Source organism: Microbacterium sp. FW305-3-2-15-F-LB2, from assembly GCF_058787255.1.
Map to the genome: position 1 here is coordinate 617,495 of NZ_JBYSZO010000001.1, position 22,576 is coordinate 640,070.

General features: G+C 71.2%; 26 protein-coding genes. 17 read left to right on the forward strand and 9 right to left on the reverse strand.

The genetic code is table 11. The features are described from left to right. The first annotated feature begins 17 nt into the window (after positions 1–17). A complete protein-coding gene (locus tag AC3WLZ_RS03015; protein ID WP_412923610.1) occupies positions 18–155 on the forward strand; it encodes a hypothetical protein in 138 nt (45 codons plus the stop codon). 12 nt (positions 156–167) lie between these two features. On the opposite strand, the gene AC3WLZ_RS03020 is transcribed toward AC3WLZ_RS03015, so the two are convergent. Then, entirely contained in the window at positions 168–668 is a 501-nt protein-coding gene (locus AC3WLZ_RS03020) for a PepSY domain-containing protein (RefSeq protein WP_492468998.1), read from the reverse strand. 149 nt (positions 669–817) lie between these two features. Between AC3WLZ_RS03020 and AC3WLZ_RS03025 the strand changes: the two genes are divergently transcribed. The 4 genes from AC3WLZ_RS03025 (at position 818) to glmM (ending at position 4,274) form a co-directional block, all read left to right on the forward strand. Continuing rightward, the gene (locus AC3WLZ_RS03025; protein WP_412923612.1) at positions 818–1,654 is read left to right on the forward strand and encodes an alpha/beta fold hydrolase; all 837 of its coding nucleotides are present in this window, start codon (positions 818–820) and stop codon (positions 1,652–1,654) included. Between the two features lie 308 nt (positions 1,655–1,962). Further along, the gene (gene rplM, locus AC3WLZ_RS03030; RefSeq protein WP_412923613.1) at positions 1,963–2,409 is read left to right on the forward strand and encodes a 50S ribosomal protein L13; all 447 of its coding nucleotides are present in this window, start codon (positions 1,963–1,965) and stop codon (positions 2,407–2,409) included. 24 nt (positions 2,410–2,433) lie between these two features. Beyond that, a complete protein-coding gene (gene rpsI, locus AC3WLZ_RS03035) occupies positions 2,434–2,904 on the forward strand; it encodes a 30S ribosomal protein S9 (protein ID WP_412923614.1) in 471 nt (156 codons plus the stop codon). 14 nt (positions 2,905–2,918) lie between these two features. Continuing rightward, positions 2,919–4,274: a phosphoglucosamine mutase gene (glmM, locus tag AC3WLZ_RS03040; RefSeq protein WP_412923615.1), complete on the forward strand. Its 1,356-nt coding sequence runs from the start codon at positions 2,919–2,921 to the stop codon at positions 4,272–4,274. A gap of 49 nt (positions 4,275–4,323) precedes the next feature. Here the strand turns inward: glmM and AC3WLZ_RS03045 are convergent, their stop codons facing one another. Further along, the gene (locus AC3WLZ_RS03045) at positions 4,324–5,253 is read right to left on the reverse strand and encodes a Ppx/GppA phosphatase family protein (RefSeq protein ID WP_492469000.1); all 930 of its coding nucleotides are present in this window, start codon (positions 5,251–5,253) and stop codon (positions 4,324–4,326) included. Positions 5,254–5,292: 39 nt separating this feature from the next. On the opposite strand from AC3WLZ_RS03045, the gene coaA reads away from it, so the two are divergent. The 5 genes from coaA (at position 5,293) to tsaE (ending at position 10,281) form a co-directional block, all read left to right on the forward strand. Beyond that, complete coding sequence (gene coaA, locus AC3WLZ_RS03050) at positions 5,293–6,246, forward strand: type I pantothenate kinase (protein ID WP_492469001.1); 954 nt, start codon at positions 5,293–5,295, stop codon at positions 6,244–6,246. A 53-nt stretch (positions 6,247–6,299) separates the two neighbouring features. After that, the gene (glmS, locus tag AC3WLZ_RS03055) at positions 6,300–8,150 is read left to right on the forward strand and encodes a glutamine--fructose-6-phosphate transaminase (isomerizing) (RefSeq protein WP_492469002.1); all 1,851 of its coding nucleotides are present in this window, start codon (positions 6,300–6,302) and stop codon (positions 8,148–8,150) included. Positions 8,151–8,258: 108 nt separating this feature from the next. Beyond that, entirely contained in the window at positions 8,259–8,663 is a 405-nt protein-coding gene (locus AC3WLZ_RS03060) for a holo-ACP synthase (protein ID WP_412923619.1), read from the forward strand. After that, positions 8,660–9,781, forward strand: a complete 1,122-nt coding sequence (gene alr, locus AC3WLZ_RS03065; protein ID WP_492469003.1) for an alanine racemase — start codon at positions 8,660–8,662, stop codon at positions 9,779–9,781. The genes AC3WLZ_RS03060 and alr overlap by 4 nt, the downstream gene beginning before the upstream one ends. After that, positions 9,778–10,281 carry a tRNA (adenosine(37)-N6)-threonylcarbamoyltransferase complex ATPase subunit type 1 TsaE gene (gene tsaE, locus AC3WLZ_RS03070; protein WP_412923621.1) on the forward strand — a complete coding sequence of 168 codons (504 nt, stop codon included), beginning with the start codon at positions 9,778–9,780 and terminating at the stop codon, positions 10,279–10,281. The genes alr and tsaE overlap by 4 nt, the downstream gene beginning before the upstream one ends. Before the next feature lie 4 nt (positions 10,282–10,285). Here tsaE and AC3WLZ_RS03075 read toward each other — a convergent pair whose 3' ends face one another. Next, positions 10,286–11,203 (reverse strand): alpha/beta fold hydrolase, encoded by a 918-nt coding sequence (locus AC3WLZ_RS03075; RefSeq protein ID WP_492469004.1) that lies wholly within the window; start codon positions 11,201–11,203, stop codon positions 10,286–10,288. A 300-nt stretch (positions 11,204–11,503) separates the two neighbouring features. On the opposite strand from AC3WLZ_RS03075, the gene tsaB reads away from it, so the two are divergent. From tsaB to AC3WLZ_RS03095, 4 genes are read left to right on the forward strand one after another with little or no spacing between them, the layout of a single operon-like run. Next, a complete protein-coding gene (tsaB, locus tag AC3WLZ_RS03080) occupies positions 11,504–12,139 on the forward strand; it encodes a tRNA (adenosine(37)-N6)-threonylcarbamoyltransferase complex dimerization subunit type 1 TsaB (protein ID WP_492469005.1) in 636 nt (211 codons plus the stop codon). Then, complete coding sequence (gene rimI / locus AC3WLZ_RS03085; protein ID WP_492469006.1) at positions 12,136–12,639, forward strand: ribosomal protein S18-alanine N-acetyltransferase; 504 nt, start codon at positions 12,136–12,138, stop codon at positions 12,637–12,639. Before tsaB ends, rimI begins: the two co-directional genes overlap by 4 nt. After that, the gene (gene tsaD, locus AC3WLZ_RS03090) at positions 12,639–13,742 is read left to right on the forward strand and encodes a tRNA (adenosine(37)-N6)-threonylcarbamoyltransferase complex transferase subunit TsaD (RefSeq protein ID WP_492469007.1); all 1,104 of its coding nucleotides are present in this window, start codon (positions 12,639–12,641) and stop codon (positions 13,740–13,742) included. Before rimI ends, tsaD begins: the two co-directional genes overlap by 1 nt. Beyond that, positions 13,739–14,161, forward strand: a complete 423-nt coding sequence (locus AC3WLZ_RS03095) for a hypothetical protein (RefSeq protein WP_492469009.1) — start codon at positions 13,739–13,741, stop codon at positions 14,159–14,161. The genes tsaD and AC3WLZ_RS03095 overlap by 4 nt, the downstream gene beginning before the upstream one ends. On the opposite strand, the gene AC3WLZ_RS03100 is transcribed toward AC3WLZ_RS03095, so the two are convergent. Continuing rightward, entirely contained in the window at positions 14,158–15,033 is an 876-nt protein-coding gene (locus AC3WLZ_RS03100; protein ID WP_492469010.1) for a CE1 family esterase, read from the reverse strand. The genes AC3WLZ_RS03095 and AC3WLZ_RS03100 overlap by 4 nt on opposite strands. Before the next feature lie 86 nt (positions 15,034–15,119). Between AC3WLZ_RS03100 and AC3WLZ_RS03105 the strand changes: the two genes are divergently transcribed. Continuing rightward, on the forward strand, positions 15,120–15,476 hold the full coding sequence (locus AC3WLZ_RS03105; protein WP_492469011.1) for a MerR family transcriptional regulator: 357 nt from the start codon (positions 15,120–15,122) through the stop codon (positions 15,474–15,476). A gap of 46 nt (positions 15,477–15,522) precedes the next feature. Here the strand turns inward: AC3WLZ_RS03105 and AC3WLZ_RS03110 are convergent, their stop codons facing one another. Further along, complete coding sequence (locus AC3WLZ_RS03110) at positions 15,523–16,713, reverse strand: THUMP-like domain-containing protein (protein ID WP_492469012.1); 1,191 nt, start codon at positions 16,711–16,713, stop codon at positions 15,523–15,525. A gap of 131 nt (positions 16,714–16,844) precedes the next feature. On the opposite strand from AC3WLZ_RS03110, the gene groES reads away from it, so the two are divergent. Together groES and AC3WLZ_RS03120 are read left to right on the forward strand one after the other, a co-directional pair. Next, complete coding sequence (gene groES, locus AC3WLZ_RS03115) at positions 16,845–17,141, forward strand: co-chaperone GroES (RefSeq protein WP_076491199.1); 297 nt, start codon at positions 16,845–16,847, stop codon at positions 17,139–17,141. A gap of 125 nt (positions 17,142–17,266) precedes the next feature. Next, complete coding sequence (locus AC3WLZ_RS03120; protein WP_492469013.1) at positions 17,267–18,640, forward strand: FAD-binding oxidoreductase; 1,374 nt, start codon at positions 17,267–17,269, stop codon at positions 18,638–18,640. Here AC3WLZ_RS03120 and AC3WLZ_RS03125 read toward each other — a convergent pair. From AC3WLZ_RS03125 to AC3WLZ_RS03140, 4 genes are read right to left on the reverse strand one after another with little or no spacing between them, the layout of a single operon-like run. Then, complete coding sequence (locus AC3WLZ_RS03125; RefSeq protein WP_492470936.1) at positions 18,637–19,815, reverse strand: aminotransferase class I/II-fold pyridoxal phosphate-dependent enzyme; 1,179 nt, start codon at positions 19,813–19,815, stop codon at positions 18,637–18,639. The genes AC3WLZ_RS03120 and AC3WLZ_RS03125 overlap by 4 nt on opposite strands. 2 nt (positions 19,816–19,817) lie before the next feature. After that, positions 19,818–20,486, reverse strand: coding sequence for a methionine ABC transporter permease (locus tag AC3WLZ_RS03130; protein WP_412923632.1), 669 nt, complete (start codon positions 20,484–20,486; stop codon positions 19,818–19,820). Next, positions 20,483–21,514 (reverse strand): methionine ABC transporter ATP-binding protein, encoded by a 1,032-nt coding sequence (locus tag AC3WLZ_RS03135; protein WP_492469014.1) that lies wholly within the window; start codon positions 21,512–21,514, stop codon positions 20,483–20,485. The genes AC3WLZ_RS03130 and AC3WLZ_RS03135 overlap by 4 nt, the downstream gene beginning before the upstream one ends. After that, the gene (locus AC3WLZ_RS03140) at positions 21,511–22,356 is read right to left on the reverse strand and encodes a MetQ/NlpA family ABC transporter substrate-binding protein (protein WP_412923634.1); all 846 of its coding nucleotides are present in this window, start codon (positions 22,354–22,356) and stop codon (positions 21,511–21,513) included. The genes AC3WLZ_RS03135 and AC3WLZ_RS03140 overlap by 4 nt, the downstream gene beginning before the upstream one ends. Between the last annotated feature and the right edge of the window lie 220 nt (positions 22,357–22,576).

The window sequence follows — 22,576 nt, forward strand, 5'->3', positions numbered from 1 at the left end:
ATCCGACCATGGGTCGCATGACCCCCCGCAGCGACGCGAGCGCCGTCTCTCCGTCGGGCTTCCTCCCCGACGCAGACCGCGACGTCCTCGCCATCAACGGGCACCACTTCGACCTCGGGATCCCCGGCCTCCCGGGTCTCGCCGACTCGGCCTGACGTACCCCGTCGTCAGTCCTCGGTGCGTACGATCGCGCCGTCCGTCGCTGCCACGGCGACCTCGCCGCCGTCGACGAATTCGATCGTCCACGCGGCGGCACCGCCATCGCGATCGAGCGCGACCTCGTCGACGCTGCGGTTCCCGTCGTAGGCTGCGGCGGCGATGCGGATCGCGTCCGCCAGCGGCGTCGACGCCGCGCTCAGGGCCGCGCGATCGTCCGCGTCGAGATCCCCGCCTTCGTGCCGACCCGCCACGGTGGGGCCGGCAGGCTCGACCTCGACCTCGACGTCGCGATCACCGACGGCGACGCGAATCCGGGACGTCCCTCCTTCGGTCTCCAGGGCGAAGGCGCGGCCGCCGGCATCCGACTCCGCCAGGACGACCGCGGCGATCGTCGACTCGTACCCCTCGTCGCCCGGGGTGCCCGAACCTGGCGAGGGGGCGCATGAGGCGAGGGCGAGGGCGAGTCCGAGCGCCGAGAGCCCGGCGGCGAGAACGCGGAGGGATGCCATGGCGCGAGGCTAGCGACCCGCGTGCGACCGCTCCCGGTCGTTGCGCCGGAGTCGCTGATGTGCCAGCCGTTCGACCCGGGGGTTAGCAATTCGTCCCGCGATCGTCAACCGCGGTCTCCGCTCCAGGTCGGCGTCCAAACATGGCGGACATGAGCGAGATCACCGCACACCACGGACTGCTGACCGACATCGACCTCCACGTCGACGACACCGGCGGGGCCGGCCGCCCCGTCGTCCTCATCCACGGCTGGCCCCTCTCGGGCGAATCGTGGGCCCACCAGGTCCCCGCCCTCGAGGCTGCGGGCTACCGCGTCGTCACGTACGATCGCCGCGGTTTCGGGCGGAGTGACAAGCCCCGCACCGGATACGACTACGACACGTTCGCCGACGACCTGCACGCGGTCCTGGAGGAGCTCGATCTGCGCGATGCGACGCTCGTCGGATTCTCCATGGGCGGTGGCGAGGTCGCCCGCTACCTCACGCGCCACGGTGCCGACCGCGTCCGCAGCGTCGTCTTCGCCGCGGCCGTCCCGCCGTACCTCGCCCAGACCGAGGACAACCCCGAGGGGCCGCTCGACAAGGACACCGCCGACGGCATGGAGAAGGGCCTCAAGGAGGACGAGAAGGCCTTCTATCACCAGTTCACGACCGACTTCTTCTCGGTCGACGGAACGCTCGCCGTCCCGGCCTCCGAGCAGGCCGAGGCCGAGCGGCTGGCGAACCAGGCCGACCACCACGCGGCGCTGAAGGCCATGGAGGCCTTCGCGACGACGGACTTCCGCGACGACCTGAACAACGTCACGGTTCCGGCGCTCATCCTTCACGGCGACAGCGACGGGACCGTCCCGTTCGAAGGCTCGGGCAAGCGCACGCACGAGGCCATCCCCGGGAGCGAGCTGCACGTGGTGACGGGGGCTCCGCACGGCGTCAACGTCAGCCACGCCGACGAGTTCAACCGCGTGCTGCGGGACTTCCTGCAGCGCTGACCGCCCCTGTCCGCCGCGTCCTCGACCTCGCCCGCGACCCCGCGGAGGACGCCTCCCGCACCCCCGGCACTTCGGTACCGGGGGTGCGGCCGTGCGAGGAGGGCGGATGCCGGCCCCCCGCCGGCCGGCCCGCGTTTGGCCGTCGCATCCCGATGCCGTAAGCTAACCCTTTGGTGCCCGCCTCACTGCGAGCGGGTTACCCGAACGTGAGCCCTCCACCGGCCCAGTTCCCCGGTCATCGACCGGAGAACCGACCACCGGAGCGGGATTCACGAACTCCTCCGTTCGATCAAGAAAGCAGCACTACTGTGACGCGCACTTTCACCCCCAAGGCCGCTGAGGTCACGCGCGAGTGGGTCGTTATCGACGCCACCGACGTCGTCCTCGGCCGCCTGGCCTCGCACGCGGCGGTCCTCCTCCGCGGCAAGCACAAGCCGACCTTCGCCAACCACATCGACTCCGGCGACTTCGTCATCGTGATCAACGCCGAAAAGGTCGCGCTCACGGGTCAGAAGCTCCAGAAGAAGATGGCCTACCGTCACTCGGGCTACCCGGGCGGTCTGAAGTCGGTCAGCTACGAGGAGCTCCTCGAGAAGAACCCCGTCCGCGCGGTCGAGAAGGCCATCCGCGGCATGCTGCCCAAGAACAGCCTCGGCGCGGCGCAGCTCAAGAAGCTCAAGGTTTACCGCGGCGCCGAGCACCCCCACGGTGCCCAGCAGCCCACCGCGTACACCTTCGACCAGGTCGCCCAGTAAGCGCCGCCGGATAAGGACGAAACAGTGTCGAACATCGACCCCAGCAACTACAGCACCGAGACGCCGGCCGAGCAGACCGTCGTCGCGGCCGAGCGCCCCGTTCTCTCGGTCCCCGGCGCAGCCGTCGGCCGCCGCAAGCAGGCCATCGCCCGCGTGCGCCTGGTCCCCGGCTCCGGCACGATCACGGTCAACGGCCGCACGATCGAGGACTACTTCCCGAACAAGCTCCACCAGCAGCTCATCAATGACCCGTTCACGGTCCTCGAGCTCGCCGGCGCGTACGACGTCATCGCTCGCATCTCCGGCGGCGGCCCCTCGGGTCAGGCCGGCGCGCTGCGCCTGGGCATCGCCCGCGCGCTCAACGAGATCGACGTCGAGAACAACCGTCCGGGTCTGAAGAAGGCCGGCTTCCTCTCGCGCGATGCTCGCGTGAAGGAGCGCAAGAAGGCCGGTCTCAAGAAGGCCCGCAAGGCGCCTCAGTACTCCAAGCGCTGAGTTCGACGCTCCGGATGCCTCTTTTCGGCACGGACGGGGTGCGGGGGCTGGCCAACGGCCTCCTCACCGCCGAACTCGCGCTGCACCTGGCCCAGGCGACCGCTGTCGTCCTGGGCCAGGGCCGTTCGGCGGAGGCGCGAAAGGCCGAAGGCCGTCGCCTCACCGCCGTCATCGCGCGCGACCCGCGGGTCTCGGGGGAGTTTCTCTCCGCCGCGGTCGCCGCGGGCCTGGCCTCGTCGGGCGTCGACGTGCTCGACGCAGGCGTCATCCCGACCCCCGCGACCGCGTTCCTGATCGCCGACCGCGACGCCGACTTCGGCGTGATGGTCTCGGCCTCGCACAACCCCGCGCCCGACAACGGGATCAAGATCTTCGCCCGTGGCGGCACCAAGCTCCCCGACATCGTCGAAGAGCGCATCGAGCGTGCCCTCGAGTGGGAGCGGCTGCAGCCGACGGGTGCCGGCGTGGGGCGGATCCGCCGCTTCGCCGATGCCGAAGACCGCTACGTGGTGCACCTGCTCGGATCTCTGCCGCACCGGCTCGACGGCATCCACGTGGTTCTCGACTGCGCGCACGGCGCAGCCGCGGGTGTCTCGCCCGAGACGTTCCGCGACGCCGGTGCGACCGTCACCGTGATCGGTGCCGATCCCGACGGTCTCAACATCAATGACGGCGTCGGCTCGACGCACCTCGAGGTGCTGTCCGAAGCCGTCGTGCGTCTCGGCGCCGACGTGGGTATCGCTCACGACGGCGACGCCGACCGGTGCCTCGCGGTGGACGCGCAGGGCAACGTCGTCGACGGCGATCAGATCATGGCGATCCTCGCCGTGGCCATGAAGGAGCGCGGCGCCCTCGCGCACGACACCCTCGTGGCGACGGTCATGAGCAATCTCGGACTCCACCGCGCGATGGCCGAGCACGGCATTCAGGTGAAGCAGACGGCGGTCGGCGACCGCTATGTGCTGGAAGCCATGGACGAGGGCGGATACTCCCTCGGCGGTGAGCAGTCCGGGCACGTGATCATGAGCGAGTTCGCCACGACCGGCGACGGTCTGCTCACGGGCCTGCACATCGTGGCGGAGATGGCCCGGCAGAAGAAGACGATGGCCGAGCTCGCCGCCATCATGACGGTGTACCCGCAGGTGCTGATCAACGTCCGCGGAGTCGATCGCGACCGCGTGTCCGACGATGTCGTGCAGGAAGCGGTTCGCTCCGCGGCGGCCGAGCTCGGCGACTCCGGTCGTGTGCTGTTGCGCGCGTCGGGAACCGAGCCGCTCGTGCGCGTCATGGTCGAGGCCGCGTCCGAGGACGTCGCCCGCGCCCACGCCGACCGGCTCGCCGAGGTCGTGCGGGAGCGCCTGGCCCTCTGACCCACGGCCCCCAAACCAGAGGATGCCGCGGCCGCGGCACTGAGGAGGGTCAGTACTCCAGCGACTCGATGTAGCGCAGGAGCACGCCCTCGCGCAGCGCCCAGGGGGAGACCTCGAGCTCGTCGACGTCCATCGCCTTCATCGCCCGCTCCACGACGATCGCGGCCGCGACGATCTGGAAGGTGCGGTCCGCCGTGATTCCGGGGAGGGCTTCGCGCGCGTCCGCGGGGATGCGCGCCAGTCGCGGGATCCAGTCCTTCAGTTCTCTGCGGGGCAGCACCATGCGGTCGATTCCCGACCACCCCGGAACCGGATACCCGGCGAGCTTCGCCAGCGACCGGATCGCCTTCGATGACCCGATGACGTGGTCCGGGCGCGGGAGGGCGGAGAACCGTTGGGCGACCGGCGCGAGGACGGATGCCGCGTGCCGGCGCAGCGTATCGATCTCGTGCTCGCCGGGCGGGTCGTGGGGGAGGAACTGCACCGTGGAGCGCCCGGCGCCCAACGGCACCGACTCGGCGAGCTCGGGCAGTTCGTCGGCGCCGCCGGCGATCTCGAGCGACCCGCCGCCGATGTCGAAGAGGAGGATCTGGCCCGCCGACCAGCCGAACCAGCGCCGCACCGCGAGATAGGTGTACCGAGCCTCCGTCTCGCCACCGAGCACCTGCAGCGGTTGGCCGAGGACATCCTCGATGAGAGCGATGACCCGCTCGCCGTTGGTGGCCTCGCGCACCGCCGAGGTCGCCGTGGCGAGCAGTTCGTCCACGCCCTCCGCGCGCGCCTTCTCGCGCGCCTGGGTCACGGCATCCACGAGTCCCTGGACGCCCTCGTCCGAGATCGAGCCGTCGGGTTCGAGGTAGCGCATGAGGCGCAGCACCGAACGATGCGACGTCGTCGCGGTGGGCCGTCCGCCGGCCCGCGCGTTCGCGACCAGCAGGTGGACGGTGTTGGAACCGATGTCGAGTACCCCGAGTCGCACGCTCCGAGCGTAGTGGGAGGCCACGGGTAGCATGGGCGGGTGTCCGCCGCCGAGACCGCCGTGCCCGCGCCGTCGCTGAGCCCCTATCGTCAGATCGACCGTGCCGACTGGGCCCGCATGGCCGGGGGCATCGAGCAGCCGCTGACCGAGACCGAGGTGGTGCAGCTCCGCGGTATCGGTGACCGGCTCGACCTGCGCGAGGTCGCCGAGGTCTACCTGCCGCTGAGTCGACTGCTGAGCCTCTACGCCCGCGCCACGCGTCGGCTCGGCGCCGACACGAGCGAGTTCCTGGGCGAACCGGATGCCACGACCCCCTTCGTCATCGGGGTCGCCGGGTCGGTGGCGGTGGGGAAGTCCACGATCGCGCGGTTGCTGCGCGAGTTGATGAGCCGCTGGCCGGACACTCCGCGCGTCGCGCTCGTGACCACGGACGGATTCCTCTACCCCAATGCCGAGCTCAAGCGGCGGGGACTGATGGATCGCAAGGGCTTCCCCGAGTCGTACGACCGCCGGGCGCTGGTGGAGTTCCTCAGCGAAGTCAAGTCCGGAGCCGAAGAGGTGCGGGCGCCGTTCTACTCGCACGTGCGGTACGACATCATGCCCGACGCCCACGTCACCGTGCACCGTCCCGACGTCGTCATCGTCGAGGGGCTCAACGTCCTGCAGCCTCCGCCGACGCCGAACGACGTCGCGGTCAGCGACCTCTTCGACTTCTCGATCTACGTCGATGCCGAGGCCGCGCACATCGAGCGGTGGTACGTCGAACGGTTCCTCGCGCTGCGCGACAACGCGTTCACGAACCCCACGTCGTTCTTCCGCGTCTTCGCCGACATCAGCGACGAGGAGGCGGTGTCGCGCGCGCTCGGGTTCTGGCGCGATATCAACCTTCCGAACCTCGAGGAGAACGTGCTGCCCACCCGCCACCGCGCGAAACTGGTGCTCCAGAAGGGCGCAGACCACACCGTCGAATCGGTGCTGCTGCGCAAGCTCTGACGCCCCCGGCCCACGGGGGATCCCCCAGGCACGGCCCCGTAGACTCGGAGGCTATGTGCGGAATCATCGGATACGTGGGTCCTCGTCAGAGCCAGGACATCCTGCTGGCGGGCCTGTCACGGCTGGAGTACCGGGGATATGACTCCGCCGGCATCGCCGTGATCGACGGCGACGGCGGCCTCGGCATGCGTAAGCGCGCCGGCAAGCTGTCCGTTCTGCGGGACGACCTGGCATCCACGCCCCTCGCCGACGGCACCACGGGCATCGGACACACACGCTGGGCGACGCACGGTGGACCCACCGACGCCAACGCGCACCCGCACCTGGCGGACGACGACAAGCTCGCCGTCATCCACAACGGCATCATCGAGAACTTCGCCGAGCTCAAGAGCGAGCTGGTCGGCGAGGGCATCACGTTCCGCAGCGAGACCGACACCGAGGTCGCCGCCGCCATGATCGGGCGCGAGTACGCCCGCACGGGCGATCTGGTCGCGGCATTCCGCGCCGTCGTGTCCCGTCTCGAGGGGGCCTACACGCTGCTCGCGATGCACAAGGACCACCCCGGCCTCGTCGTCGGTGCCCGCCGCAACTCGCCGCTCGTGATCGGCCTGGGCGAGGGGGAGAACTTCCTCGGCTCCGACGTCGCCGCGTTCGTCGAGCACACCCGCAAGGCCCTCGCGATCGGTCAGGACGAGATCGTCGCGATCACGCCCGAGGGTGTCGAGGTCACCGACTTCTCCGGCGCCGCGGTCGAGGTCGAAGCCTTCGACGTCACCTGGGACGCGTCGGCCGCCGAAAAGGGCGGATGGTCGTCGTTCATGGCCAAGGAGGTCTCGGAAGAGCCCGAGGCCGTCGCCAACACCATCCGCGGCCGGATCCACGAGGGCCGTGTGGAGATCCCCGAGCTGGACGGCATGGACGAGTTCCTCGCCGACATCGACCGCATCCTCGTCATCGCGTGCGGCACCGCCGCGTACGCCGGCATGGTGGGCAAGTACGCGCTCGAGAAATGGACGCGCGTCCCCGTCGACGTCGAGCTCGCGCACGAGTTCCGTTACCGCGACCCGGTGCTCTCGCCCCGGACGCTCGTTGTCTCGATCAGCCAGTCCGGCGAGACGATGGACACGCTCATGGCCGTGAAGTACGCCCGCTCGCGCGGCGCGAAGACGCTGTCGATCTGCAACACGCAGGGCGCGACGATTCCGCGCGAGTCGGATGCCATCGTCTACACGCACGCCGGCCCCGAGGTCGCGGTCGCCTCGACGAAGGCCTTCGTCGCGCAGATCACGGCGCTCTATCTCCTCGCGCTGCACGTCGGCCGCGTGCGCGGCGCCGTCGACCCGGTCGTCGCCGTCGAGGCCGTGACCGAACTCGAGGCCGTCCCCGGCAAGATCGCGCGCGTGCTCGAGACCGAGCAGGCCCGCATCGAGCAGCTCGCGCACTGGATGGCCGACACCCGATCGGTGCTGTTCCTCGGCCGTAACGTCGGGTACCCGATCGCGCTCGAGGGCGCCCTCAAGCTCAAGGAGCTGGCGTACATCCACGCCGAGGGCTTCGCGGCCGGCGAGCTCAAGCACGGCCCGATCGCCCTCATCGAGCCCGGCCAGCCGGTGTTCGTCGTCGTGCCGTCGCCGCGCGGGTCGGGCGAGATGCACAAGAAGGTCGTGTCGAACATCGAGGAGATCCGCGCCCGCGGCGCCCGCGTCATCGCGATCGCGGAAGAGGGCGACGTGGCGGTGCTCCCGGCCGCCGACGAGGTGCTGCGCATCCCGCTCGCCGCGCCGATGTTCGAGCCGCTGCTCGCCGTGGTGCCGCTGCACATCTTCGCCATGGGCCTCGCCGAGGCCAAGGGCCTCGACGTCGACCAGCCGCGCAACCTCGCGAAGTCGGTCACGGTCGAGTAATCCGCGGGCTTTTCGGGGTCGGATGCCACGGGCATCCGGCCCCTCGCCGTTTCGCCGGGCGACGGCCGGCACCGGCAGAATGGACGGGATGCCAGGGAGGGAGGGCGCATGATCGTCGGAATCGGCGTCGACCTCGTCGACGTGCCGCGCTTCGAGCAGCAGCTCGCGCGCACGCCCCGGCTGCTCACCCGCCTGTTCGCGCCCGCCGAGCGGCTGCTGAAGCCCCGGTCGCTCGCCGCGCGGTACGCCGCGAAGGAGGCGCTGATCAAGGCCCTCGGCGGCTCCGACGGCGTGTACTGGACCGACATCGAGGTGACGCCCGAGCCCTCGGGGCGTCCGACGTTCACGCTCACCGGCGAGACCGCGGCGACCGTGGCCGCGAGGGGGATCACGGCGCTGCACCTCTCGATGTCGCACGACGCCGCGCTCGCGACGGCGTACGTCATCGCGGAGGCCGGACCGGCTGCACCCGAGGCGGGGCCCGCCGAACCGATCCGGGAGGAGCGCGCATGAGAATGGCATCCGGAGTGCTCCGCGAAGCGTTGATCGACGTCGACGCGATCACCGAGAACGTGCGGCACCTGCGCCGACTGACCGGCGTCGAGGTCATCGCCGTGGTCAAGGCCGAAGGCTACGGGCACGGCGCGCACCGTGCGGCGGTCGCGGCGCTGCGCGGCGGCGCGACGCGGATCGGCGTCTCCGATATCGACGAGGCGCTGGCGCTGCGACGCCGGGGCCTCCGCGCACCGGTCTTCGCGTGGTTGCACGCGCCGGGGGCGTCCTTCGTCGAGGCCGTGCGGGAGGACGTCGAGCTCGGGATCTCCGACATCGACCAACTGCTGCGGGCCGGGGAGGCGGCTCAGGGCGGCCGTCCCGCCGCCGTGCACCTGAAGATCGAGACGGGGCTGTCGCGCAACGGCATCCCGCCCGCCGACTGGCGCGTGGTGTTCTCCGAGGCCGCACGCCTCGAGCGGATCGGTCGTCTGCGGGTCGTGGGGCTGTTCTCGCACCTGTCGAACACGAGCGAGGCCGACGACCGCGCGGCCCTGGCGAAGTTCGAGGAGGGTGTCGTGCTCGCGGCCGCGGCCGGGCTCACCCCGCCGCTCCGGCACATCGCCGCGACCCACGCCGCGATCGCCCTTCCCGAGGCGCGGCTGAACGCCGTGCGCATCGGCATCGGCATCTACGGCATCTCACCGTTCCACGACCGCAGCTCGGCCGACCTCGGCCTGCGTCCCGCGATGACGCTGCGCGGGGCCGTCGCCGCGGTACGCCGCGTCCCGGCCGGCACGGGGGTGTCGTACGGCTACGCCTACCGCACCGAGACCGACACCACTCTCGCGCTCGTGCCCCTCGGGTACGCCGACGGCGTTCCGCGGCAGGCGTCGGGTCGTGGACCCGTGTCGATCAACGGCCGCCGCTTCACGGTGGCCGGGCGCATCGCGATGGACCAGTTCGTCGTCGACGTCGGAGATCACCCGGTCGCCGTGGGAGACGAGGCCGTGCTGTTCGGCGATCCGACGCTGGGCGTGCCCGCGGCGCGTGATTGGGCGGATGCCGCGGACACGATCGACTACGAGATCGTGACCCGCATCGGTCCGCGGGTGCCGCGACGGGAGGTGGGCGCGTGAGCGTTCCCGATGAGCTGCTGGGTGAGCGCGAGATCGCCGGACCCGCCGACATGGAGGAGCTCGGACGCGCGCTGGGCCACGCCCTCGAACCCGGTGACGTGGTGGTGCTCACCGGTCCGCTCGGCGCCGGCAAGACGACCTTGACCCGCGGGATCGGCGAGGGGCTCGGCATCCGGGGTCCGGTCCAGAGTCCGACGTTCGTCATCGCTCGGACGCACCCGTCGCTCGTCGGCGGGGCACCCCTGGTGCACGTGGATGCCTATCGGCTGGGCGCCGCCGTCGAGCTCGACGACCTCGACATCGATGTGGAGCACTCGGTCGTGATCGTGGAGTGGGGCCGCGGTGTCGCCGACCACCTCGCCGACTCCTGGTGGGAGATCGAGATCTCGCGTCAGACCGGCGGTCGAGGTGTGGACAACGCGTGCGGCGAGATCGCCCCGCACACTCTCGACCTGGACGCCGACGCCCCTCGGACGGTGACCATCTCGCGTCGCCCCTGACGCCTCAGGTCGGCTGCCGGTCGCGCCGCGAGGGCGAACGGCGGTCGGGCTCGGCGGTCCACACGTCGCGCAGGGCGCGCAGGGTCTCGTACGCCTGCTCGACGTGGGCGAAGTGCCCGCTGTCCTCCAGCACTGTCTCGCGATACCCGGGGATGCGCCGGCGGGCGTCGCGCGCGTCCTGACGCCCGGCGAACACGTCGTGCCGGCCGCGTACGGCGCGAACCGGTGCGGTGATCCGCTTCCACGCGGCGTCGTCGTGGGTCCGGGCGGCACGGGCGGCGGCGAGGAAGGCCGCGGGCCGGATCTCGTCCGCCAGAGCGTCGGAGACCGCGGTGTCGACACGATCCGGATGCCGGAACAGCGGGCGCGCGAACAGCCGCAGGGCGCCGATGCGACGCAGTCCTCGAAGGAGGGGACGCGCGAGGGGACCGATACCGCGGAGGATGCCCATCGCGGCGACCATGCCGCCGAATGCCGGGAGCACGGTCCACCCGGAGACGGGCCGGCGCATCACAGCGCGCACCGCCGCACCGGTGGGGGAGACGAGCCCCACGGCCACGGTCTGCGCGGGGAACGCCGCGGCGACATCGAGGGCGACGACGGCGCCGAGGGAATGGCCCACGACGCGCCAGCGCGGATACCCCAGGGCGCGGGCGACCGCGACCACCGCTTCGGCGGCATCGGTGGGGCCGGGGACGGGACCGGGCGACTCGCCCCACCCCGGCAGGTCGATCGCGATGACGTCGTCGAGGGGGATGCCGAGCCGTTCGGCGGCGCTGAGCAGTGGCATCCACGTCCGCCACGATCCGGCGGCGCCGTGGAGGAGCACCGTCGCAACGGCTCCGGCAGAGCTCCGACCGGCGTGCACGACGATCGGGCCCGCGGCCGTCGGCACCACCACGCGGCGCAGCTGTCGTTCCATACCCCTTCTTCGGAGCCGAGGGCCTCGCCGGATGCCCTTGGTCCGGGCTGTTCCCCACCCATGTCCCACTTATGGCCGGTGGGGGCCGCCGGAAGTCGCCGAAAGTGGGACATGCACCGCCAGAAGGGGGACGAGGTACGCCGGACGGGCGGTCGGGCCCCCCACCCATGTCCCACTTATGGCTGGTGGGGGCCGCCTGAAGTGGCCGAAAGTGGGACATGCACCCCCAGAAGGGGGACGAGGTACGCCGGACGGGCCGTCGGCGGCACCGGTGTCGGGCGCCCCGGATACCCTGGAACGGTGATCCTCGGCATCGACACCTCCCTCGGCACCGCCGTGGCGGCGATCGCGCGCGACGGCGAGATCCTCGCCGACGAGCAGAGCGCGAACCCGCTCGGGCACGCCGAGGTCATCGGCGATCTGCTGAGCCGAGCCGTTCGCGTGGCCCCGCACCCGACGCACATCGCGATCGGCATGGGTCCGGGTCCCTTCACCGGTCTTCGCGTCGGGATCGCGACCGCGCGCGCGTTCGCCCTCGGGCGTGGCATCCCGGTCGTCCCCGTCCCGAGCCACGACGGCATCGCGCTCGGCATCCTGCTCTCCGATGCGCTCACCGGCACCGACACCCCGCGCTTCGCCGTCGTCACCGACGCACGGCGAAAGGAGTTCGCGTACAGCGTCTTCGACGGTATCGACGACGACGGACTCCCCGTGCGGATCACGGATGCCATGCTCAGCCCCCGCGACGATCTCGATGCCCGGCTCGCCGAGGCCGGAGCGGTGCGGTACGACGCCACGAGCGTCTCCGCCGCCATGATCGCGCTCGCGGCGGCCCGGGCGCTCGACGCCGGCCGCGTCCTCGCCGGATCCGAGCCGTTGTATCTGCGCAGCCCCGACGTCGTGGCCGCGCATGCGCCGAAGCGGGTGAGCGCGTGACGACGCGCGCCGCGACCCTCGACGACCTCGACGCGATCATGGCGCTCGAGCACGCCTCGTTCCCCACCGACGCGTGGAGTCCGGCGATGATGCGCGAAGAGCTGGCGTCTCCGCACGGTTGGTATGTCGTGGCGGAGGAGGCGGGGCGCCTCGTCGGGTACGCGGGGCTGCGGGCCGTGCGCGGGGCGAGGGATGCCGACATCCAGACCATCACGATCGCCGAGACCGCGCGCGGACGCGGGAGAGGCCGCGCCCTGCTGACGGAACTTCTCGCCGAGGCCGAGCGCCGCGGGGTGCACGAGGTGTTCCTCGAGGTCCGCGCCGACAACCCCGTCGCGCAGACGCTGTATGCCTCGGAGGGCTTCGCCGAGATCGGCCGTCGCCCGCGGTACTACCAGCCCGACGACGTCGACGCGATCGTCATGCAACTCGACCTGCGGGCGTGGACCGCGCGCCGCACGCCCGATGACGCGGCGACGACCGGAAAGGGATGGTGCTGATGGACGCGCCCCTCGTCCTGGGTATCGAGACCAGCTGCGACGAAACCGGCATCGGTATCGTCCGCGGCCGTCAGCTGCTCAGCAACACGATCGCCTCGAGCATGGACGAGCACGCCCGCTACGGCGGCGTCGTCCCCGAGGTCGCAGCCCGGGCGCACCTCGAGGCGCTCCAGCCCTCGATCGACGCGGCGCTCGCCGAGGCCGGGGTGACCCTCGCAGAGATCGACGCCGTGGCCGTCACGAGCGGTCCCGGACTCGCCGGTGCCCTGATGGTCGGCGTCGGAGCGGCGAAGGGTCTCGCGGTCGCCCTCGACAAACCGCTCTACGCCGTGAACCACCTCGTCGGACACATCGCCGCCGACATCCTCGATGCCGAGGCGGGGGAGCTGGACTACCCCACGGTCGCGCTCCTCGTGAGCGGCGGACACACCTCGCTGTTGCTCGTCCGCGACCTCACCAGCGACGTCGAACTGCTCGGCGAGACGATGGACGACGCCGCCGGCGAGGCGTTCGACAAGGTCGCCCGTCTGCTGAAGCTGCCGTACCCGGGCGGTCCCGAGATCGACCGCGCCGCCGCCGACGGCGACCCCACCGCGATCCGCTTCCCGCGCGGGCTCTCGCGCGCCTCCGACATGGCATCCCACCGGTACGACTTCTCGTTCTCGGGCTTGAAGACCGCGGTCGCGCGCTGGGTCGAGCAGCACGAGGCAGCGGGCGAGCCGGTGCCCGTCGCCGACGTTGCGGCGTCGTTCCGCGAGGCCGTGGTCGATGTGCTCGTCACGAAGGCGCTGGACGCCTGCGAGCGGTACGGCGTGCCGCGCCTGCTCCTGGGCGGTGGCGTGATCGCCAACAAGCGCCTGCGCGACGTCGCGATCGAGCGCGCCGCCGCCGCGGGCGTGGCCGTGCGGATTCCGCCGCTGCGGCTGTGCACCGACAACGGCGCCATGATCGCCGCGCTCGCCGCCGAGCTCATCGCGTCGGGCCGCCGCCCGTCGACCCTGGCGTTCGGCGCCGACTCCACCTTGCCGGTGACCGAGATCCAGGTCGCCGAGGATCCGGATGCCACGGCCCCCGGCCCCGTTCCCGTCGGGGCCGCCTCGTGAGCGAGCCGGAGCCGCTGAGCCGACGGGAGCGCGCGGCGGGCGAGAGCGCGCCGATCCCCACCGCCGCGGAACAGATCGCGGCCGGCGACGCTTTCGACGGCGAGCGCTTGCCGACGGCCCAGCTCGAGCGCGCGGCGTTCGGCGAGCACGTTCTGCCGTGGAGCCCCCCGACGCCGACGGCGCCGCCCTCCGTCGCACCGTGGGCCCTGGCCGTTGCGATCACGGCACTCGTCGCCTCGCTGTTCGCGGGCGTGCTGCTCCCGCTCGGCGTGATCGCGCTCGTCATGTCGGTCATCTCGCTGCGTCGCGCGCACGACAGCCGGAGGGTGGCGATCTGGGCTCTCGCGCTCGCCGTCCTCTCGATCGTCTTCAGCGCCGGATGGCTCCTGTGGGCGCTGCCGCAGCTGTCGCCGGTCTAAGCCCCTTCCACGGCGCTCGCGCTCATCAGATCGCTGACGATGTCCCGGATGCCGGGACGCTCACCGGTGCGCCCGACCACCCGCGGGCCGGGGGTCGGCCCCGGCACGGTGTGGCCCCCGCCGCGCACGACGTGGAGGGTCACCGGAGCACGGCCCTCCTGTCGGTAGGCGACAGTGTCGATCGCCGCACGCCCGGGCGCCGGGGCGGGGCCGTGGTCGGTGGACGGCGCGTCGGCGATGTCGTTGCGGCGCGCGAAGTACTCGGCGGTGGCCGTGGCCGACAGGGAGGCGCCGCCGACGCGGAACAGCGCGCGCGCCCACCACGCCATCGGTCCGCCCTCGAACGGGACGATGGGGTCCGCGGTTCCGGCCACGATCGCGATCGGCACGGGGCGAGGCGTCGGCGCGCCGAAATCACCGAGGAAGTTCTCTCGCTCGGGCATCGTGGCCGCGACGATCGCCGCTCCCGCGAGCAGGTCGTCCGCCTCGTGCAGCAGGCGAATCACCATCTGGCCCCCGTTCGAGTACCCGACCCCGATGACCCTCGCGGTGTCGATGCCGTGGCTGCGGGCGAGGGATCGGACGACATCGCGGGCGAAGGCGACGTCGTCGATGTTCTCGCGGCGCGCGGGGAACGCGCTCGCCGCGCGCGCGTCGTTCCAGTTGCCGCGGTAGCCGTCGAGATACGCGATCACGGCGCGACCCTCGTCGGCGAGACCGTCCAGGGTGCCGCCGGTGAAGCGGCGGTGGATGTCGCCGCTCTGGCGCGACCCATGGAAGACGAGGACGACAGGGCGAGCGGGCGGGCCGTCGGGGTCACCGACCACGACGAAGGTGCGCGTCCGGCCGGCGACCGAGATGGTGTGGGTCATGCGAAGTCCTCCTCACCCCGGGCGCCTCGCCACGGGGTCGGGGCGAGCGTATAGATTGACATCGTGTCAAGGTCAAGGCGGTGGGTATGAGGATCGGCGAGGTCAGTCGGCGCAGCGGCGTCAGCCCGCGCTCGCTGCGGTACTACGAGCAGCTCGGGCTCATCGACTCCGAACGTGAATCCAATGGCTACCGCCGCTACGACGACGTCGCGGTCGAGCGGGCGGTCGTGATCCACATGCTCTTCGAGATGGACTTCTCGCGCGAGATCGTCACGTCCGTGCTCGCGTGCACCGGCGACGCCCCCGCCGAGGCTCACGATGCGCTCGCCGTCCAGCTCGCCCGCGTGCGCGAGGATCTCTCCACGCGCATCGAGACGCTGATGGCGACCCGGCACCGCATCGATGATTTCCTCGCCGCCCGCGCCGCGGAGACCGCGGCCTGAGGACGCGGTCCGGGCTTCGGCGAGCGTCTGCTTCAGCGCCCGCGCGTCACCCCACGCGGTCGGCCAGCAGCGCCACGCGGCGGCCACGGACGCGCGTCACGAGCAAAGTCGCCGACTCGTCGCCGCGCAGCGAGAGGCGCGTCCGCAGTGCGGCGGGGTCGATGTCGACCCCGCGCTTCTTGATCTCGAGCGTTCCGATGCTGCGATCGCGCAGGGCGCGCGCGAGCTTCTTCGTGTCCGCGGGGAGCTCTTCGCGTACGCGGAACGACGACACGAAGGGGCTCGTCAGAGCCGCGTCAGAGGTCAGGTACGCGATGCCCGGGGCCACCATGCCGGCCTCGAGCGATCGCGCGACCTCGCCGATCAGGCGCGCGCGGATCACGGCGCCGTCGGGTTCGTGGACGTACGCACCGAGCTCGCGGGGCTCGACGTCGGGAGCATCCGAGGGTGCCGTCAGTTCCCAGGCGTCGTCGCCGCGCACGACGAGCGCAGCGCGGCGGACGTTGTCGCGCGCGAGGCTCCCCGCCCAGAGGACGAGTTCGATCGTCGAACCGTCGGCGCTGATCCACTGCGCTTCGACGTCGTCCGGGATGAGCTCACGGTCGAACGCCGGCCCGAGCTTCACGCCGCCGGGCCGGTCGCGGAGCAGCTCGAACACCCACTCGAGTGACGGCGACCACTGGTCGGCCGATACGCGCCGGGTCTCGCCGTGGCCGGCGGTGCGCCTCGCGGGGTCCAGCCAGACCGCATCCACGCCGCTCAGGTCGGCATCCTCCGCTCGACCGTGGGCGACCGTGACGGCGTCGCCGAAGGGGGCGAGGTTGTAGGCGGCGATCGCGGCCGTGACCTCATCGGCGTCGACCGCGTGCACCCGGATGCCGAGCCCCGCGAGGCCCAGTGCGTCACCGCCGATGCCACAGCCGAGGTCGGCCACCGAGCTCACGTCGGCGGCCCGGAACCGACCCGCGTGCCGTGCCGCGATCGGCAGGCGCGTCGCCTGTTCGAGCCCCGCGCGGGTGAAGAGCATCCGGTCGGCGAAAGGACCGAATTTCGCGCCCGCGCGCACGCGCAGCCGGGCTTGGCTCACGACGGCCGCGACGAGGTCGGGGGAGTGGCCCGCCGCGCGCAGCCGCGACACCGCGCGGGCGGCGTCGTCGGTGGTCGTGAGCGGTCCCACTTCGTCGAGCAGGGTGAGCCCGTCGGGCGTGAGCAGGGCGGTCAGCTCGGCGATCTCCACCGGGCCAGCCTAGGTGTCGAAACTGTTGGCACTCGCGTTGCATGAGTGCCAGCACTTCTCTACACTCGGATTAGCACTCTCCTGGTGTGGGTGCTAACGAGTCTTCTGTAACGAGAAAGAAGAGGTAGACCGTGTCGGTTTCCATCAAGCCGCTCGAGGACCGCATCGTCATCAAGCAGGTCGAGGCTGAGCAGACCACCGCGAGTGGTCTCGTCATCCCCGACACCGCCAAGGAGAAGCCGCAGGAGGGCGAGGTTGTCGCCGTCGGACCCGGCCGTATCGACGACAACGGCAACCGTGTCCCCCTCGACGTCACCGTCGGCGACCGCGTTCTGTACAGCAAGTACGGCGGCACCGAGGTCAAGTTCGGCGCCGACGAGTACCTGGTGCTCTCGGCTCGCGACGTCCTCGCGGTGGTCGTTCGCTGATCGCGTTGCGATTTCCTCAGAGCCCCGGATGCCTCGGCACCCGGGGTTCTGCTTTGTCCAGCGGCGTCTTACGCCCCGTGACCGACCGCGGGGGGCTCTGGTCCGGGGCTGAATACGCTGGTTCGGTGACCGCCGATCTCGCTGTGCGACTGACCGAGACCCTTCCCGCCGGACGCGTCATCGATGACCCCGCCCTCGTCGCGGCGCACGCGACGGACGCCTCGCGTCTTCCGGCCCCGCGGGCCGCTCTGGTGGTGCAGCCGCGCACCGCGGAGGAGGTCTCGGCCGTCCTCCGCGTCGCGAACACGACCGGGACCCCGGTCGTTCCCCAGGGCGCGCGCACGGGGCTCGTCGGCGGCTCGGCCGCGATCGAGGGAGCCATCCTCCTCGATCTGTCGGGGATGGATGCCATCCTCGCCATCGACGCGGTCGAGGGCACGGCCACGGTTCAGCCCGGCGTGGTCGTCGCGGATCTCCAGCGCGCGGCGGCCGAGCGGGGGCTCTTCTACGCCCCCGATCCGGCATCGGCCGAGTGGGCGACGATCGGCGGCACGATCGCGACGAACGCCGGTGGCATGCGGTGCATCCGGTACGGCGTGACCGGAGACGCGGTGCTGTCGCTCCAGGTCGTCCTGGCCGACGGCTCGATCGAACGCACGCGCCCCGCCACGGTGAAGGGCGTCGCGGGCCTCGACCTGACGAGCCTCGTCGTGGGCTCGGAGGGAACCCTCGCGGTCGTGACCGAGGCGACGCTCCGGCTCCTCCCCGCACCGGGACCCGCCCGCGGCGTCCTGGGCCTGTTCCCCTCGACAGCGGCAGCGCTCGCGGCCGCCGCGGCATTGACGACCGGACCCCGCCTCCCCTCGACGCTGGAGTTCCTCGATGACACGGCGCTCCGCGGCATCCGCATCGCCCGTCCCGACATGGATCTCGACCCGGCGGCGCGGTCATGGCTGCTCGCGATCACGGACGCGGTCGAGGGAGCCGATCGCGACCTCGACCACTTCGTTGCCACCTTCCGCGCGCATGGTGCGGTCTCGGTCGATCGCGCCGACGACGAAGAGCAGCTGGACCGGCTCCTCGCCGCTCGCCGCGCTCTCAACCCCGGGCTGCTCGCGCTGCGCGGCGCCGCCACGCACGGCGACCTCGCGGTGCCACGGTCGCGTCTGGCGGCCTTCGCCGAGGAGGCCGAGCGCATCGCGGAAGAGCGGGGCGTCGAGATCAGCCTGGCCGGGCACGTCGGCGACGGGAATCTGCATCCCACGGTGGTCTACGACGCTGCCGATCCGGTCGCTACCGCCGCGGCGCACCGGGCCGCGGCCGACCTGCTGCAGCTCGCGCAGCACCTCGGCGGCACCGTCGCGGGCGAGCACGGCGTGGGCACGCTGAAGCTCGACGACCTCGACGGGGAGCTGTCGAGCCGCCTGCGGGGTCTGCAGCGCGAGATCAAGCGGGTGTTCGACCCCCGCGGCATCCTGAACCCGGGGCGGAAGCTCTAGCGCACCAGGTCCGCGGCGGACGTCAGCGCCGCGAGGCGATCGATCAGCTCCTGCAGCGTGGCGTCGTCCACGACCAGCCCGAGGCGAACGTGCCCGCGCCCGCCGGCGCCGAAGCCGTCGCCGGGCGCGATCCCGATCCGCGCCTCTTCTCGCACACGCCGAGCGAACGCGACGGCGTCCGTGCCCTCGGGCAGACGCACCCACACGAAGAACGTCCCCCGCGGCTCGATCACGTCCCACCCGATGCCGCGCAGACCCGTGATGACGAGGTCGCGGCGCCGTCGGTACACCTCGACCAGATCGGCGGCGGCTCCCTGGTCGCCGAGCAGTGCTTCGGCCGCGGCCTCCTGCGTCGCGCCGAACATCGTGCTGAAGGCGTGCGCCTGGTAGCGGCGCATGGCCGAGATGAGGGAGGCGTTCCCGGCGGCGAAGCCGACGCGCCATCCCGCCATGCTGTAGGTCTTCGACAGTGTCTGCACCTCGACAGTGCGGCCCTCCGGACCGTCGATCGCCAGGGCCGACAGCGGCCGTTCGCCGAACCCCAGCGAGGCGTAGGCGAAGTCGTGCACGAACGCCGCGCCGACCCGCTCCGCGAAGCCGATGGCGGCGGTGAACGTCGCCGGCGTCGCCAACGCTCCGGTCGGGTTGTTCGGGTAGTTCAGGAGGAGCAGTCGCGCGTCATCGACGTGGTCGAGGGCGGCGAAGTCGGGCTGATAGTCGGGTTCGGTGAGGGTCACCGTCTCCGCCCGTGCCTGCGCGAGGTCGATGGCCGACGTGTACAGCGGGTATCCCGGGTCGGGGAGGACGACGGTCGCGCCCGGGTCGGCGAGACCCAGGACCGCGGCCATCAGAGCCTCGTGGGAGCCGTGGAAGATGCCCACCTGCGCATCGGGGTCGAGCTCGAGCCCGTGGTCGTCGCGGTAGCGGCGCACGACGCCCTCCCGCAGCGAGCGCCGTCCGGCGTACGACGGGTAGCGGTGGTTGACGGGATCGTCGACGAAACGCTGCATCGCGCGCACGATGCGCTCGGGCGTCGGAAGGTCGGGGTTGCCCTTCGAGACGTCGATGAACCGCGGCCCGGGAAGCGCCGAGAGTCGGGCGTTCTCGGCATCCATCGCGCCCCAGAAGTTCGGGGGCAGGGCCGCGACGCGGGCGGCGGGCGCGAAGTCGACCATGCTCACCGCCGCCGGAAACGTCGCGCCAGCGAAGACCCGATCGCCTGGATCCCCTGCACGAGCACGATCAGCGTGACGCAGGTGATCACCATCGCGAATCCGTCGTAGCGCTGGTAGCCGTACGAGAGCGCCAGGTCACCGATGCCGCCGGCTCCGACGGTCCCCGCCATGGCGGTGGCGTCGATCAGACCGACGGTGGCGATCGTGATGGCCAGGATGAGCGAGCCACGCGCCTCCGGAAGAAGGAACCGCCAGAAGATCTGCAGAGGGGACGCACCCATCGAGCGCGCCGCCTCGACGACGCCGGCCGGGACCTCGAGCAGGGAGTTCTCGACCAGCCGGCCGATGTACGGCGCGATCATCACGGTCAGGGGGACGATCGCCGCCCAGACGCCGATGCTCGTTCCCACCAGGAGCCGGGTGAAGGGAAGGATCGCGACGAGCAGGATGATGAACGGCAGCGAACGGATGAGGTTGACCACGGCGCCCAGGACCAGGTTCACGGGCGTGTTCTGCAGCACACCGCCCCGACGCGTCAGGGCGAGGATCGCGCCCAGGGCGATACCGAGGATCGACCCCAGAACGAGCGAGACCCCGAGCATCTGCAGCGTCTCGCCGAGAGCGCGCAGATAGATCTCGGGGGTGACGAGTGTCCACTTGCCGCCGTTCACGCCACGACCTCCTCGAGCTCGACGACCCGCTCGGAGAGGTAGCGGTGGGCCTCGCGCATCTTCTCGGGACTGCCGGTGACCTTGATGATGAGTTGCCCCACGGTGTGATCCTGGATCTGGGTCATGTCCGCGTGGAGCATGTTCACGTCCACGCCGACATCCCGGATCAGGCCCGTGATGAGCGGCTGCTCGACCTCGGCATCCAGGAGGAGCATGCGCCAGAGTCCCTCGCCGCCGAGCTGGTCGACGACACGGCGCGGCAACCCGCGCGGGACGATCGTGTCGACGAAGTCACGCGTCGCCGCCGCACGGGGGCGGACGAACGTGTCCAGCACGCTCCCGTGCTCGACCACCTCACCGTCGGCCATCACGGCCACCTCGTGAGCGAGATCCTTGATGACGTCCATCTCGTGGGTCACGACGAGGATCGTCGTGCCGTACTCGCGGTTGATCCGACGCAGCAGGTCGAGGATCTGCGCGGTCGTCGAGGGGTCCAGGGCGCTCGTGGACTCGTCCGAGAGCAGGATCTTCGGGTTGCGGGCCAGCGCCCGCGCGATCCCGACGCGCTGCTTCTGACCGCCCGACAGATCGCCGGGGTGGCTCCCGGCCTTGCCGCTGAGCCCCACGAAGTCGAGTACCTCGTCGGCGCGACGGCGGGCGTCGGCGGGCGAGACGCCGTCCAGCCGCAGGGGGAGGGCGACGTTGTCGCGGGCGGAGAGGGTCTCCAGCAGGTTGAACTGCTGGAAGATCATGCCGGTGTTCTTCTGTGCCGCGCGGAGTTCCCGCCCGCGCAGCGAGGAGATGTCGAGATCGTCGACCAGCACTCGCCCCGACGTCGGCTTCTCCAAGCCGTTCACCGTGCGGATGAGCGTGGACTTCCCCGCTCCGCTGTATCCGATGACGCCGAAGATCGTTCCGGGGGCGACCTGAAGGGAGACATCCCGGAGGGCCGTCGTGGTGACGGCCCTCCGGGTGTAGCTCTTGGTCACCGCGTCGAAGACGATGCCTCCGCCCGCGGCGCCGCTCACTCGAACCAGGCCGGGAGCTGGTAGCCGGCGTATTGGGGGTTCGCCTTGATGAAGTCGATGAACTCCTGCGACTGGTACGCGGCTTTGATCGCCTGCGCCCACGGGGTGTCGACGTCAACCGAGCGCACGGTGACGACGTTCGAGAACTGCACTGGCTGGTCCTCGACGGCCAGGGCCTTGTCGTAGTCCAGGCCACCCGAGACGATGAAGTTGCCCTGGATGGTCGCGTAGTCGACGTCCTGGAGGGCCGGGACCTGCTGAGCGTTCTCGATGGGCGTGATGTTCAGGTTCTTCGGGTTCGACGTGATGATCGACAGGTCGGCGGTGTTGGGGTCATCGACGTCGTCGAAGTCGATCCAGCCGACATCGCGCAGGATCAACAGCCCGCGGTAGAGGTTGGCCGGGGAGTTCGGGACGGTGACGGTGGACCCGTCGGCGACGTCGGCGAGAGACGTCTTCTTGCCGCCGAACAGCGCCATGCGCGGCGTCGGCACCTGGACCAGGGCGGCGTTGTCGATGCTCTCCTGTTTGTTGACGAAGTCCATGTACACCGGGTGTTGCATGATGTTCGCGTCGATCTCGCCGGAGTTCACGGCGACATTGACGACGATGCCGTCGGTGAAGTCGACCGGTTCGACGGTGTAGCCCTCGGACTCGAGGATGGGCTGGATGCCACCCTGGAACATCTCCTCGTACGGGCCGGGGTTGAAGCCGATCTTCAGCGCGGTCTTGTCCGTGGATGCCTCCGTCGGGGACGAGGTGGACGAAGCGCCGCACGCGGCGAGGCTCACCGCGAGAAGGGTCGCGGTCAGGGCGGCCGCTGCGGTACGGGCGATACTCATGGATCCTCCGGGACTCGGATGGTGCAGGGCGGTGCTGCGCTCGGTGCGCGAGAAGTGAGGGGATGTCGGCGCGAGGCGACTCCGTGACGCTAGCGAGCGGGCGCGACCGCAAGCGAAACGCGGCGTCACACGGGGCAACACTCGCCGCGGACGATCACCGCGAAAGCGTGACGCACTCGACACATACGCGACTTGTCCGACAAGTATGGTGGTGTCGACG

Coding starts and splice junctions, on each gene's coding strand:
- AC3WLZ_RS03075 (WP_492469004.1), bottom strand. CDS start 11,203: ATGGAACGACAGCTGCGCCGCGTGGTGGTGCCGACGGCCGCGGGCCCG.
- alr (WP_492469003.1), top strand. CDS start 8,660: ATGAGAATGGCATCCGGAGTGCTCCGCGAAGCGTTGATCGACGTCGAC.
- glmM (WP_412923615.1), top strand. CDS start 2,919: ATGCCTCTTTTCGGCACGGACGGGGTGCGGGGGCTGGCCAACGGCCTC.
- AC3WLZ_RS03100 (WP_492469010.1), bottom strand. CDS start 15,033: ATGACCCACACCATCTCGGTCGCCGGCCGGACGCGCACCTTCGTCGTG.
- AC3WLZ_RS03060 (WP_412923619.1), top strand. CDS start 8,259: ATGATCGTCGGAATCGGCGTCGACCTCGTCGACGTGCCGCGCTTCGAG.
- AC3WLZ_RS03105 (WP_492469011.1), top strand. CDS start 15,120: ATGAGGATCGGCGAGGTCAGTCGGCGCAGCGGCGTCAGCCCGCGCTCG.
- AC3WLZ_RS03025 (WP_412923612.1), top strand. CDS start 818: ATGAGCGAGATCACCGCACACCACGGACTGCTGACCGACATCGACCTC.
- AC3WLZ_RS03015 (WP_412923610.1), top strand. CDS start 18: ATGACCCCCCGCAGCGACGCGAGCGCCGTCTCTCCGTCGGGCTTCCTC.
- AC3WLZ_RS03020 (WP_492468998.1), bottom strand. CDS start 668: ATGGCATCCCTCCGCGTTCTCGCCGCCGGGCTCTCGGCGCTCGGACTC.
- AC3WLZ_RS03140 (WP_412923634.1), bottom strand. CDS start 22,356: ATGAGTATCGCCCGTACCGCAGCGGCCGCCCTGACCGCGACCCTTCTC.
- AC3WLZ_RS03125 (WP_492470936.1), bottom strand. CDS start 19,815: ATGGTCGACTTCGCGCCCGCCGCCCGCGTCGCGGCCCTGCCCCCGAAC.
- glmS (WP_492469002.1), top strand. CDS start 6,300: ATGTGCGGAATCATCGGATACGTGGGTCCTCGTCAGAGCCAGGACATC.
- tsaD (WP_492469007.1), top strand. CDS start 12,639: ATGGACGCGCCCCTCGTCCTGGGTATCGAGACCAGCTGCGACGAAACC.